This is a genomic window from uncultured Salinisphaera sp., from assembly GCF_964012375.1.
GTDB lineage: Bacteria > Pseudomonadota > Gammaproteobacteria > Nevskiales > Salinisphaeraceae > Salinisphaera.
Genome location: NZ_CAXGSH010000111.1, coordinates 1 through 11,529, shown reverse-complemented (window position 1 = coordinate 11,529; position 11,529 = coordinate 1). Strand labels below are relative to the sequence as shown.

The following is an 11,529-nucleotide window of genomic DNA, read 5'->3' as shown; positions in this document are numbered from 1 at the left end:
CGCAGCTGGTATTCGGTCATGGCAGGCGTATTCCCCGGTGCGTTCTGTAGAATCATGCAGGCGATCCAACAGGCCGATTACGCGACCGCCCGTTCCTGCCATGCCCAGCTGCAACCGCTTTGGGATGCATGTCGCGCCTATGCAAGCTATCGGGTCGCCCATGAGGCCATCGCCCTGATCGAGCGCGCGGCGCCGGTCATGCCGGCGCCACTACAACCGCTGTCGACCCACGAACGTGAAACAGTACGGCGCGCGCTTGCAGCCAGTCAGCTGCTCTGAACAGGTTCGAGCCGAGGGCTACTCGGACAGACGCGACTGCACGCGTTCCATGATCTCCGGCACCAGCGACAGGCCCCACTCGCGGCCGAGCGCGAGTGATTCGGTGAGCAGCTCGGGCGACACGCGTACCAGCTTCTGGCCGAGCGGCGATTGGTAGAACTCGACCAGCTGGTTGAGCTCGAAGATATTGAAGTGCTTTTCATACACCGGGTAGAGCACGGAATACAGCGCATCGCCGGACTCGATACGCTCGCGGATGACCGCCGTGGCTTCCTGACGGATCACGCGCATGGTGGCCGGGTCCATATCCGGGCGAAACAACGCCACGGCGTTGGCCACGCGATCGATGAACTGGCGCGAGAAGATCGCCTCCAGCTGCTCGGCATCGGTGAGCGCGATCAGCTCACGGATGACGTCGTCCTTGTCCTGTTGCGCGGCCGCGCTGCCCGACGAGGGCGCATGGCCCGCCGCCGGGGTCCCGCTCTGGGCCAGCACGGGCGGCCCACAAAGCAGCAGGAACAGCGCGGGCGCGAGCCATCGGCCCGCGCCGCGCAGACGATGGGTGCTAGGCAGCTTCAGGGGAGCCGACGTTTTCATGGAAGAATCGTCCTTCGGTGGTTTCGGCAATAATACCGGCCCGAATGACGAAATCCCCGAACGGTTCGCCGGCTTCGCGCTCGGCGGCGTACTGCTCGATGATCGGGGTCAGCTCCGCCAGAATTTCCTGCTCGTCGATGTTCTCGCGGTAGAGCTTGTTCAGGCGCGCGCCATCATGACCGGCGCCAAGATACAGATTGTATTTGCCCGGTGCCTTGCCCACGAAACCGATCTCGCCAAGGAAGGGGCGCGCACAGCCATTCGGGCAGCCGGTCATGCGGATGACGATCGGCTGATCCTTGATGCCGGCATCGGTGACGATCTTCTCGATCTTGGTGACCAGGGTGGGGAGATAGCGCTCGGATTCGGCCATGGCCAGCGCACAGGTCGGAAAGGCGACACAGGCCATGGCGGAATGACGCAGCGTCGAATATTTCTGGCCGTCGTCGAGGCCGTAGTGGGCCACCAGTTCCTCGACCGCGGCCTTGTCCTCGGGCTTGACGTTGGCAACAATCACGTTGTGATTGCCCGTCAGCCGGAACTCGCCGGTATGAATCTTGGCCAGTTCGCGTAGCGCGGTCATGAGCTTGTAGCCGGGCGGGCCCTGATACTGACCGTAGTGGGCAGTGCCGTTGTCGTCGAAATCGGCGATACGGCCGTTTTCGATGAACAGGGTAAGGTGCCAGTTGCCGTTATCGCCCTCGGCCCAGCCAAGCGGATCGCCGTTGCGCTCGAACTTGTATTCGCGTGCCGGCTTGAGCTTGATGCCCGCGCGTTCGTCGAGCTGCTCGTGGATCCAGCCCAGGCCGTGGTCGTCGATGGTGTACTTGAACCGGGCATGCTTGCGGTTGACGCGATCGCCGTGGTCGCGCTGGATCTTGACCAGTTCCTCGACCACCTCGAGCGTGTCTTCCGGCGTGGCGAAACCGATCACCGAACCCAGGCGCGGATAGGTCGCCTCGTCGCCGTGGGTCGAGCCCATGCCGCCGCCGATGGCGATATTGAATCCGACCAGCTTGTCGTTATCGACGATGGCGATCAGGCCGATATCGTTGGCGAAGACGTCGACATCGTTTTCCGGCGGAATCGCAATGGCGATCTTGAACTTGCGCGGCAGATAGGTCGTGCCGTAGATCGGCTCGTGGTCCTCGCCCTGCGGCGGCTGCTGCAGGAAGATTTCTTCATAGGCACGGGATTTCCAGGCCAGATGTTCGGAAATCTTCACCGACCAGTCGTGCACTTCGCGATGCAACGCGGACAGATCGGGGTTGGCCGAGGCCATGACGTTGCGATTGACGTCGCCACAGGCACCGCGGGCATCCACGCCTACCTCGTAGGCGCCCTGGAGCAACGGCCGCAGGTGCTTCTTGAGCACGCCGTGGTACTGAAACGTCTGACGGGTGGTCAGGCGCAGCGTGCCATTGGCGTAGCGATGGGCCAGTTCGTCAATCTTGAGCCACTGCTGACCCGTGACCACGCCTGCCGGTAGACGCAGGCGCAGCATGAACTGGTAATGCGGCTCCAGCTTGGAGGCCTTGCGCTCGGAGCGCAGGTCGCGATCGTCCTGCTGGTAGAAGCCATGGAACTTGGTCAGCTGGGTATCGTCTTCGGCGATCGAACCCGTGAGTTCATCGGCCAGCCCTTGCGCGATGGTGCCCCGCAGGTAGTTGCTGGCGATCTTGATGTGTTCGACGGCGGACAGTTCTTTATCGCTCATGATGGCACTCGGAATCGGTGGTGTCGGTAAAGCAGAGCGCGTGACACGCGGGCGCTGCTTAATAGACGTCGCGCTGGTAGCGCTTTTCTTTCTGCAGGTTCTTGAGATAGTCGGCGGCGCCGTCGGCGTCGAGACCGGCGTTCTCGCCGATCAGCTCGAGCAGCGCTTCATGCACGTCGTGGGCCATGGCATTGGCATCGCCGCAGACATACACGGTCGCGCCGCGCTCGATCCACTCGAAGACCTCCTTGCCGGCCGCACGAATCTTGTCCTGTACGTAGATCTTTTCTTCCTGGTCGCGCGAAAACGCCACGTCCATGCGCGTAAGCAGGCCTTCCTTGCGCCAGCGCAGCCAGTCGGTCTGATAGTAGAAGTCGGTCAGAAAATGCTGGGCGCCGAAGAACAGCCAGTTGTCGCCGCCGGCCTCACGCTCCTCACGCTCTTCAAGAAAGGCACGAAACGGTGCCACGCCGGTACCCGGGCCGATCATGATGATCGGCGCATCGTCGTTGTCGGGCAGCTTGAAGTTCTTGTTGTGATCGATATAGATCGGCAGCTTCACGTCTTCGCTGCGATCGGCCAGCTGGATCGACGCCACGCCGCTGCGGGCCCGTCCGAAGGTCTCGTAGCGCACCGCCGCCACGGTGAGATGGATCTCATCGGGGTTGGCGGCATGGCTGGAGGCGATCGAATACAGCCGGGGCGGCAGTTTGCGCAGCAGGCGTACGAAATCCTGGCCGGTCATGGCCGCAATCGGGTAGTCCTCGACCAGATCGATCAGGAATCGCCCGTGCATGTACTCCGCCAGCGCTTCGCGCTGATCCTCGGCGAGCAGCGCGTCCAGCGATTCATTCTGGGCCTGGACGGCATACTTCTCGATCAGCGGGCGGGTAAGCGTGGTGATTTCGTACTGATGCGTAAGCGCGTGCTGAAGCGTGACTTCGCCATCGATCCCGGTGACCTTTTCCTCCGGCGACAGATTCAGCGCGGCGATCAGCTCCTCCACCACGGCCGGGTCGTTCTCGGGAATGATGCCCAGCGAATCGCCCGGCTCCCAGACGAGGCCGGAGTCTTCGGTGTCCATCTCGATATGGTGGACTTCCTTGTCTGACCCACGGCCGTTGAGGACGACGTTCTCGAGCACTTCCGCCGAGTACGGGTTCTTGCGCGAATAGCTCGTCGTGCCGGCATCCGGGGCCGCAATGGCGCCGGGCATGGCCGTAACCGTGGGATGCGGCGTCTCGCCGCCGCCCAGCTCCTGCTTGTACTTGTCGATCGTGCTTTCGATCCAGGCTTCGGCGGCCTCGTCGAAATCCACGTCCAGATCCACGCGATCGGTCAGGCGCGTACCGCCCAGCTTCTCCAGCTGGGCATCGAAATCCTTGCCGGTCTGGCAGAAGTGCTCGTAGCTGGTATCACCGAAGGCCAGCACCGAAAACTTCAGGCCGTCGAGCTTCGGCGCCTTCTTGCCATAGATGAAGGCATGCAGCTCCTCGGCGTTGTCCGGCGGATCGCCTTCGCCATGGGTCGAAACACAGACGACGACGTTCTTCTCTTTCTTGAGGTCCTTCGGCTTGTAGTCGAGCATGTCGTAGGCGGTGGCATTCAGCCCTGCCGCCTCGGCGCGCTCGCGCAGGGTCTCGGCGATATCTTCGGCGTTACCCGTCTGCGAACCATAGAGAATGGTCAGCGGCTCGCTGGCATCGCCCTGGGCGGCGGGCGCGGCGGCCTGCGCCGGCGCTGCCACCTCGCCGGCGACGGCGGTGGCGTTAATGCCGGCCAGATAACCGCTGATCCAGGTCACCTGCATCGGCGTAAGCGTCTCGATCAACGCCGACAGTTGCTGGGCCTGCTGGGCATCGAGCGGGCTGGTGTGTTCTTGAATGGGGGTGACCTTCATCAACAATCCGCAAAAGGTGGGTTCTTCAGACCGCCGGCCTGAGCCGCGCAGGGTAGCCGGCCGCGATCTATCTTAAAACGTCTGAATTTTTATTTTCTTATAACTTTTCAACATAGGCATACCTGCCGCAGTCATGCTCGCTGCTCGCAGGGCGCCGCATTATACCCGTCGCGGCCCTCCCGGTCTTAGTGTGGGCACGCAGAGGGGGCGTGCCCAGGCTGACACGCGAGCGCACGGCCGGTAGATACAGGACCGGCCGACCGGAGATCACCGCAGCGCGTGCTCAACGCGACGGCTGCCGGCGCACGGGCGCGTTCCCGGGCTGTGCCGCGCTGCGCCACGGGCGACCTGTGCCCCACGGCTCTGCTACGCTTCGCGCATGCACCGTCTTGTCCTGATCTGCGTGGCCGTCGTACTCAGCGGCTGTGTCACCGCGCCGCCGCGCTCGCCCGGCAACGTCTGCGATATCTTCTACGAGAAGAACGGCTGGTTCGATGCGGCGGACTCCGCCTTCGATCGCTGGGGCGCGCCGATTCATGTCCAGATGGCGATCATCTATCAGGAATCGGCCTTTGTCGGCGATGCACGCCCGCCGCGCCGGCGGCTGCTGTGGTTCATTCCCTGGACGCATATCACCTCGGCCTACGGCTACACCCAGGCGCTCGACAGCACCTGGGACTGGTACAAGACCGACACCGGCAACGGCTGGGCCAGTCGCGACGATTTCGGCGATGCGACCGACTTCGTAGGCTGGTACGTGGCCAAGAGCAACGCCATGCTCGGCATTTCCAAATGGGATGCGTATAGCCAGTATCTGGCGTATCACGAAGGCCAGACCGGTTTTAAACGCGGCAGCTATCGCCGCAAACCGTGGCTCGAGCGTACCGCCGGCCGGGTCAACGCCCGCGCCGACCGCTATGCCGGTCAGCTGCGCGGCTGTCGCGCCGATCTGGAAAATCCCGGCCACTGGTGGTGGCCTTTCTGAGCCGGGTCTTGCCCGATCTTGCCTGCCCTTATGCCAGAAAACGATATGCAGCAATTACACCAGTTGGCCGACCTGATGCTCGCGATCGAACAGAGCATGCGCGCCGCCGATCTCTGGCATGCGAGCGCGCCCTCGCCGGCCGCAATGGCCAGCCGTACGCCGTTTTGTGCCGATACGCTCGCGTTCAGCGAATGGCTGCAGTTCGTATTCATTCCGCGCATGCGCGAAATCATCGAACACAACGGCCCGCTGCCCGGGGCGAGCGCAATCGCGCCATTGGCAGAAGAAGCGCTAGCCGAACAACCGGGCAAGCAGGCGGTGGTGGATCGGCTGCGCGAATTCGACCGCGCCATCGGCGGGCCGAAACGGGCCTGATCAGACGCCGAAGATTACCGGCACGTAGTGGTCGACGAGCAGCGCGCTGAACAGCGCCATGAGATAGAGAATGGAGTAGGCGAAGGTACGCATCGCCAGCCCCGGCTTCGGCGCGTACTTGAGCCGAACCGCATAGACCAGAAACCATCCCGATAGCCCGATCGCGCACAGCAGATACAGCGGACCGCTCATGCCGGTCACGAAGGGCAGCAGCGACACGATGAACAGCAGCACGGTGTAGAGCAGCACCTGCGTGCGGGTGTACTCGAGGCCATGGGTGACGGGCAGCATCGGAATATCCACTTCGGCATATTCGCGGTGGCGCTCGATCGCCAGCGCCCAGAAGTGCGGCGGCGTCCAGATGAAGATGATCAGAAACAGGATGAGGGCATGCGCGTCTACCGAGCCGGTCACCGCGGCCCAGCCCAGCAGCGGCGGCGCCGCACCCGCAGCCCCGCCGATCACGATGTTCTGGGGCGTGGCGCGCTTGAGATAGACCGTATAGACGCCCGCGTAGCCCACCAGCGTGACCAGCGTAAGCCAAGCCGTTAAGGGGTTGACCAACCAGAGCAGAATCGCCATGCCCAGAAGGCCGATCGCAGCGGCGAAGCGCGCCGACTGGGCCATGTCCAGATGGCCGGTAACCAGGGGTCGCTTGCGCGTTCGCGCCATGCGCTGGTCGGCTTTGCGATCGAGCATCTGATTGACCGCAGCCGCCGAGGCGGCCATCAGTCCGATGCCGAGCGTACCGAACAGCAGCGCGTCGATCGGCACCATGCCGGGCGTGGCCAGGAACATGCCTACCATCGCCGTAAACACGATCAGCAACACCACGCGCGGCTTGCACAGCTCGTAGTAGTCCGACAGCCGCTGGGAGAGCGTCGAACGATCGAGCGTTGTTGAGCCGGAGGAGCTAGACATGAGCGCGCGCTTTCCAGACTGCGTGGTTGATGGCAACTAGCGTCAATAATAACAGGGCAGCGCCTCCGTTGTGGGCCACGGCCACCGGCAGCGGCAGGTGGAACACCACCACTGAAATACCGATCGACACCTGCAGCGCCAGTGCCGCGATCAGGATCGCGGCCATACCGCGCCAGCGCCGGTCGACCCTGCCCTGCTGCCAGAGCAGGCCGGCGAGGCCCAGCATGACCACGGTGATGGCGACTGCGCCCAGCCGATGCGCCCAGTGAATGGTTGCACGCGGCACGCTGTCGAGGATGCCGTATTCGTAGTTGATCCCGAGGCCGTGCCAGAGGGTGAAGGCGGTAGACCAGTCGGTCGGCGGCCACCAGTAGGTCTGGCAGGTCGGGAAGTCCGGACAGGCCATGGCCGCATAGTTGGTCGAGGTCCAGGCGCCGAGAAATATCTGGCCTATCAGCAAAGCCAGCGCGGCGCCGGCCGCGACACGCAGGCCGCGGCGCATGGCCAGGCCATAGCCTTCGAACAAGGCGCCCTCGCGAAACAGGCACCAGCCCAGCAAAGCGAACGTCGCCATCCCGCCAAGCAAGTGAGCGGTCACAATCAACGGCTTGAGCAACAGAGTCACAGTCCACATGCCCAGCAGCGCCTGAAATACCACAAGTGCGAGAATCACCCAGGGCAGTCTGCGTTGCTGGTGTGGGTTGCTGGTGCGTTTGAGGGTGAGCAGCGCCATCGCCAGAATCAGCAGACCGAGGGTGCCGGCCGCATAGCGGTGAATCATCTCCTTCCAGGCCTTGGGCGCCTCCACGGGGCGATGAGCAAAGCGTTCATTGGCCCGGGCCACGTCGGCCTCGGCGGTCGGCACGTCGAGATGCCCGTAGCAGCCCGGCCAGTCCGGACAACCGAGCCCGGCGTCGGACAGCCGCACGAAAGCGCCAAGCGTCACCACGACGAAGGTCAGGCAGATCGTAATCAGAATGAGACGAAAACGCGTCATGACAGTGTCCCGGTCTAACCGATATGGGAGAGCTTGAGCAGGTGCTTGACGTCCTTGAACAGCGCCGAGCCATCGCCGCCGGGCGGATAGTAAAGCATCCAGTTGCCCAGCGGATCGACGAGGTAGACCGTGCCCGGCGTGGCTGCATCCTGGCTTTCGAACATCGCGCGAAAGTCATCCAACGGCCCGCGATAGAGACTCAGGTCGGGCTGTTCCGGCATGGCCGGCAGGGTCTGTGAATCGGTAAGCAGTATCCGCTGCACCCGCGTGGCGCGGCGGTGCAGCAGCGCGCGGATCTGGCGCGTTTCCTTCAACGACTCGACGCATGCATCGTCGCAGCCGCCGGGGGCGACCTGCAGGATCGTCCATTTCTGCTCGAACAGGGCACCGCTGGGCACGGTTTCGCCGGCCGCATCCGTAAGCGTGATGTTGGGCACGCGCTTGGCCGGGTCGATCAACGTACCGCCGTTGGTGCCCGCCGCGCCGTATGACAGGCCGTAGTAGAGCACATAGGCCAACGCCAGCGGGCCCACGAAAACCATCATCACGCCAAGCAGCTTGAGACGCGCGCGTGTCTTTGTCGTCATCGGATACGCCTTAAATTCAGAACCACGAAAATCACCGCTACCGCGCACGCCATGGCGAACCACTGCAGCGCATAGCCAAAATGACGCACGGGCGGCATCTGCTCGAACTGGTTCTGCCAGTTGCGGGCAAATCCGCGCGGATCCGCCTCGTCGAGCAGCAACAGCCCGTTGGCAACATCGCCTTCGTACTGGCAGCGCAGCTGTTCGATGTCGGGATAGTTGAGCACCCGCGGCCAACCCTCGAGCCGACATGCCGCGTCTCCGCCCAAGCGCATGCCGGGCCGCGGCAGATCGCGCCAGACACCCGTCATCGTGACTTCACCGGCAGGCGCCGCCGGATCCGGGGGCTCGGCGCGCCCGCCGGGGCCGAGCGGCACCCAGCCGCGGTCGACCATCACCCGTCGACCGTTGGCCAGTACCAGCGGTGTCCACACGTGATAGCCGATTCGCTCGTTGCGCACCTGATTATCGAACAGCACCTGCCGGCGTGCATCCAAACGCCCGGTCAGCGTGTAACGAAGCCCATAGGCCGGCGTCGCGCCGTCCTCGCCACGCTCGACCTCAAGAAAGTCCCGTGCCGGGCTTTTGCCGGCAGCCTGGCGCTGCGCTAGCATCGCCTGCTTGCTCTCGCCGCGCTGTATCTGCCAAATGCCGAGGCTGGACAAAGCGGCCATGCCTAACAGTACGATCACCCAACCCCACAAAGGGGGCGCGAACCGATAGCGCCCTAAGCGCATATGGTCAAGATATTCATCGTCGTGTTCCTGTTCGCCATCATCGCGGCCCTGGGGTCGGGACTGGTGTTTCTCGTACGCGACAGCGGCGATACCAGACGCACGGTCAAGGCCCTGACGTGGCGCATCGGCCTGTCGCTGGCGCTGATCGGCCTGCTGGTGATCGGTTATTTAACCGGTATCGTACAGCCGCACAATCTCGGCCAGTAGCCGGCCTTGCATCGCAACGACAACGGGCGGCCCGCGTCGGGCCGCCCGGATCAGGCTGCGATTGCTTCGGCGGGCTTCGTCCTATCCGTTCAAAGGATATAGACGAAGATAAACAGGCCGAGCCAGACCACGTCGACAAAATGCCAATACCAGGCGACGGCCTCGAAGCCGAAGTGGTCATGGGAACTGAAGTGGCCCTTCAGACAGCGCAGCAGAATAACGATGAGCATGATCGTGCCCAGCGTCACGTGCATGCCGTGAAAACCGGTCAGCAGGAAGAAGGTCGAGCCGTAGATGCCCGAACCCAGGGTCAGACCGAGATGCTCGTACGCCTCGATATACTCGACCGCCTGCCAGTACAGAAAGAAGGCGCCTAGCGCGGCCGTGGCAGCCAGGCCCAGGCAAAGCTTCCAGCGGTTGTCCTCTTTCAGGCCCCAGTGTGCCCAGGTGATGGTCACCGAGGACGTCAGCAGCAGCAGCGTATTGATCAGCGGCAGGTGCCAGGCGTTGACGGTTTCGAACTCGCCGCCAATATTGCCCGGACCGTTGGTCGGCCATGCGCCCTCGAACTGGGGCCACAGATAGACGTTGGTGAAGAACTTCTCGCCCTCGCCGTTCAGCCACGGCAGCGCGATCATGCGGGTATAGAACAGGGCCCCGAAGAATGCCGCGAAGAACATCACCTCGGAGAAGATGAACCACATCATCGCGTAGCGGTAGGTACGATCTTCCTGGACCCCGTAGGCGCCCGTGCGGTTTTCATGCACGACGTCCCGAAACCAGATGAACACCATGACCAGCACCATCGCCAAGCCAATGGCGGCCAGGTATGGCGCCACCCCGGTATGGCCGTTCAGCCAGAAGCCGGCCCCGCCCAGCATGAGGAACAGCGCAACCGTGAGCATGAACGGCCACGGCGACGGTTCCGGTACGTAATACTTGTGGTGTTCGCTGGTATGCGTGGCCATAACGATCGATCCTTGCTTCTATTCTTGCTGCCTTACGCCCGGTTGAAGGGCTCGGCCGTTGCAGGGCACGCCGCAGCGCGCCCCTCTCCCCTGACTACTTTCGGCTAGCGTGCCGCCATCTCGAAGAAGAAGGCGACGTACACGCCGACCGCGATGCCCGCCAGGGCGATCGCGAGCAGCGCGTTCTTGCGTTTGGGCGACATAAGGAGCAGCCCGCCCGCTTACGCCAGCTCGCGCGGGTCGATCTTCGGCGGCTGCTCGAAGGTGTGGTACGGCGCCGGCGAGGGCACCGTCCACTCGAGCCCGCGGGCGCCTTCCCAGACGCGACCCGTGGCTTTCTTACCCGAACCGCGCATACACATGATCATGTTGTAGATGAACACGAACTGCCCGAGGAAGAACATCAGCGCGCCGATCGACGAAATGACGTTGAAGTCGGTGAACTGGGTGGCGTAGTCCGGGATACGACGCGGCATGCCGGCCAGACCCAGGAAGTGCTGCGGGAAGAACAGCACGTTGATCCAGATCGCGCTCCACCAGAAGTGGAACTGGCCGAGTCTTTCGTTGTACATCACGCCGGTCCACTTCGGAATCCAGTAGTAGATCGCAGCGATGATGGAGAAGATCGCACCCGGCACCAGCACGTAGTGGAAATGGGCCACCACGAAGTAGGAGTCGTGATACTGGAAGTCCACCGGCGTGAGCGCGAGCATCAGCCCGGAAAAGCCGCCGATGGTGAACAGCACCACGAAGCCGAGGGCAAACAACATCGGCGTTTCGAAGGTCATCGAGCCGCGCCACATGGTGGCGACCCAGTTGAACACCTTCACGCCCGTGGGCACGGCGATGAGCATGGTCGCGAACATGAAGAACAGTTCGGCCGAGACCGGCATACCCACCGTGAACATGTGGTGCGCCCAGACGATGAACGACAGGAACGCGATCGAGGCCACGGCATACACCATCGAGTCATGCCCGAACAGCGGCTTGCGCGCGAAGGCCGGGATGATCGTGGAGACAATGCCGAAGGCCGGCAGAATCATGATGTAGACCTCGGGGTGCCCGAAGAACCAGAAGATATGCTGGAACAGCACCGGGTCGCCGCCGCCGGCGGCGTCGAAGAAGGTGGTGCCGAAGAAGTGATCGGTCAGGATCATGGTGACCGCACCCGCCAGCACCGGCATGACCGCGATCAGCAGGTAGGCGGTGATAAGCCAGGTCCATACGAACAGCGGCATCTTGAGCAGCGGCATGTCCGG

At 63.2% G+C, this 11,529-nt stretch carries 13 protein-coding genes; 4 read left to right on the top strand and 9 right to left on the bottom strand.

The features are described from left to right. The coding region (locus ABNU97_RS15610) for a dihydrodipicolinate synthase family protein (protein WP_348767600.1) at positions 1-279 on the top strand (279 nt) is incomplete at its 5' end. Between the two features lie 18 nt (positions 280-297). On the opposite strand, the gene ABNU97_RS15605 is transcribed toward ABNU97_RS15610, so the two are convergent. Genes ABNU97_RS15605 through ABNU97_RS15595 form a run of 3 tightly spaced genes read right to left on the bottom strand, consistent with a single transcriptional unit; the run spans position 298 to position 4,493 of the window. Next, positions 298-876 (bottom strand): DUF2059 domain-containing protein, encoded by a 579-nt coding sequence (locus tag ABNU97_RS15605; RefSeq protein ID WP_348767599.1) that lies wholly within the window; start codon positions 874-876, stop codon positions 298-300. Then, a complete protein-coding gene (gene cysI / locus ABNU97_RS15600; RefSeq protein ID WP_348767598.1) occupies positions 845-2,593 on the bottom strand; it encodes an assimilatory sulfite reductase (NADPH) hemoprotein subunit in 1,749 nt (582 codons plus the stop codon). Before cysI ends, ABNU97_RS15605 begins: the two co-directional genes overlap by 32 nt. Before the next feature lie 58 nt (positions 2,594-2,651). After that, positions 2,652-4,493, bottom strand: coding sequence for an assimilatory sulfite reductase (NADPH) flavoprotein subunit (locus ABNU97_RS15595; protein WP_348767597.1), 1,842 nt, complete (start codon positions 4,491-4,493; stop codon positions 2,652-2,654). A 379-nt stretch (positions 4,494-4,872) separates the two neighbouring features. Between ABNU97_RS15595 and ABNU97_RS15590 the strand changes: the two genes are divergently transcribed. Continuing rightward, positions 4,873-5,478, top strand: a complete 606-nt coding sequence (locus ABNU97_RS15590) for a hypothetical protein (protein ID WP_348767596.1) — start codon at positions 4,873-4,875, stop codon at positions 5,476-5,478. A gap of 45 nt (positions 5,479-5,523) precedes the next feature. Then, positions 5,524-5,853: a YqcC family protein gene (locus ABNU97_RS15585; RefSeq protein ID WP_348767595.1), complete on the top strand. Its 330-nt coding sequence runs from the start codon at positions 5,524-5,526 to the stop codon at positions 5,851-5,853. Here the strand turns inward: ABNU97_RS15585 and cyoE are convergent, their stop codons facing one another. Genes cyoE through ABNU97_RS15565 form a run of 4 tightly spaced genes read right to left on the bottom strand, consistent with a single transcriptional unit; the run spans position 5,854 to position 9,032 of the window. After that, on the bottom strand, positions 5,854-6,774 hold the full coding sequence (cyoE, locus tag ABNU97_RS15580; protein ID WP_348767594.1) for a heme o synthase: 921 nt from the start codon (positions 6,772-6,774) through the stop codon (positions 5,854-5,856). After that, positions 6,767-7,771: a COX15/CtaA family protein gene (locus tag ABNU97_RS15575; RefSeq protein ID WP_348767593.1), complete on the bottom strand. Its 1,005-nt coding sequence runs from the start codon at positions 7,769-7,771 to the stop codon at positions 6,767-6,769. The genes cyoE and ABNU97_RS15575 overlap by 8 nt, the downstream gene beginning before the upstream one ends. 14 nt (positions 7,772-7,785) lie before the next feature. Then, positions 7,786-8,358 carry a hypothetical protein gene (locus tag ABNU97_RS15570; protein ID WP_348767592.1) on the bottom strand — a complete coding sequence of 191 codons (573 nt, stop codon included), beginning with the start codon at positions 8,356-8,358 and terminating at the stop codon, positions 7,786-7,788. After that, positions 8,355-9,032, bottom strand: a complete 678-nt coding sequence (locus ABNU97_RS15565) for an SURF1 family protein (protein ID WP_348767591.1) — start codon at positions 9,030-9,032, stop codon at positions 8,355-8,357. The genes ABNU97_RS15570 and ABNU97_RS15565 overlap by 4 nt, the downstream gene beginning before the upstream one ends. A gap of 63 nt (positions 9,033-9,095) precedes the next feature. Between ABNU97_RS15565 and ABNU97_RS15560 the strand changes: the two genes are divergently transcribed. Then, positions 9,096-9,302: a twin transmembrane helix small protein gene (locus ABNU97_RS15560; protein ID WP_348767590.1), complete on the top strand. Its 207-nt coding sequence runs from the start codon at positions 9,096-9,098 to the stop codon at positions 9,300-9,302. 89 nt (positions 9,303-9,391) lie between these two features. Here the strand turns inward: ABNU97_RS15560 and ABNU97_RS15555 are convergent, their stop codons facing one another. Both ABNU97_RS15555 and ABNU97_RS15550 read right to left on the bottom strand, forming a co-directional pair. Next, entirely contained in the window at positions 9,392-10,270 is an 879-nt protein-coding gene (locus ABNU97_RS15555) for a cytochrome c oxidase subunit 3 (RefSeq protein ID WP_348767589.1), read from the bottom strand. Between the two features lie 221 nt (positions 10,271-10,491). Then, positions 10,492-11,529: cbb3-type cytochrome c oxidase subunit I (locus ABNU97_RS15550; RefSeq protein WP_348767588.1), on the bottom strand; the 1,038-nt coding region annotated here is incomplete at its 5' end.

What these genes read in the sequence shown, in the direction of transcription:
- ABNU97_RS15605 (WP_348767599.1), bottom strand. Translation starts at nt 876, where the DNA reads ATGAAAACGTCGGCTCCCCTGAAGCTGCCTAGCACCCATCGTCTGCGC.
- cysI (WP_348767598.1), bottom strand. Translation starts at nt 2,593, where the DNA reads ATGAGCGATAAAGAACTGTCCGCCGTCGAACACATCAAGATCGCCAGC.
- ABNU97_RS15595 (WP_348767597.1), bottom strand. Translation starts at nt 4,493, where the DNA reads ATGAAGGTCACCCCCATTCAAGAACACACCAGCCCGCTCGATGCCCAG.
- ABNU97_RS15590 (WP_348767596.1), top strand. Translation starts at nt 4,873, where the DNA reads ATGCACCGTCTTGTCCTGATCTGCGTGGCCGTCGTACTCAGCGGCTGT.
- ABNU97_RS15585 (WP_348767595.1), top strand. Translation starts at nt 5,524, where the DNA reads ATGCAGCAATTACACCAGTTGGCCGACCTGATGCTCGCGATCGAACAG.
- cyoE (WP_348767594.1), bottom strand. Translation starts at nt 6,774, where the DNA reads ATGTCTAGCTCCTCCGGCTCAACAACGCTCGATCGTTCGACGCTCTCC.
- ABNU97_RS15575 (WP_348767593.1), bottom strand. Translation starts at nt 7,771, where the DNA reads ATGACGCGTTTTCGTCTCATTCTGATTACGATCTGCCTGACCTTCGTC.
- ABNU97_RS15570 (WP_348767592.1), bottom strand. Translation starts at nt 8,358, where the DNA reads ATGACGACAAAGACACGCGCGCGTCTCAAGCTGCTTGGCGTGATGATG.
- ABNU97_RS15565 (WP_348767591.1), bottom strand. Translation starts at nt 9,032, where the DNA reads ATGGCCGCTTTGTCCAGCCTCGGCATTTGGCAGATACAGCGCGGCGAG.
- ABNU97_RS15560 (WP_348767590.1), top strand. Translation starts at nt 9,096, where the DNA reads ATGGTCAAGATATTCATCGTCGTGTTCCTGTTCGCCATCATCGCGGCC.
- ABNU97_RS15555 (WP_348767589.1), bottom strand. Translation starts at nt 10,270, where the DNA reads ATGGCCACGCATACCAGCGAACACCACAAGTATTACGTACCGGAACCG.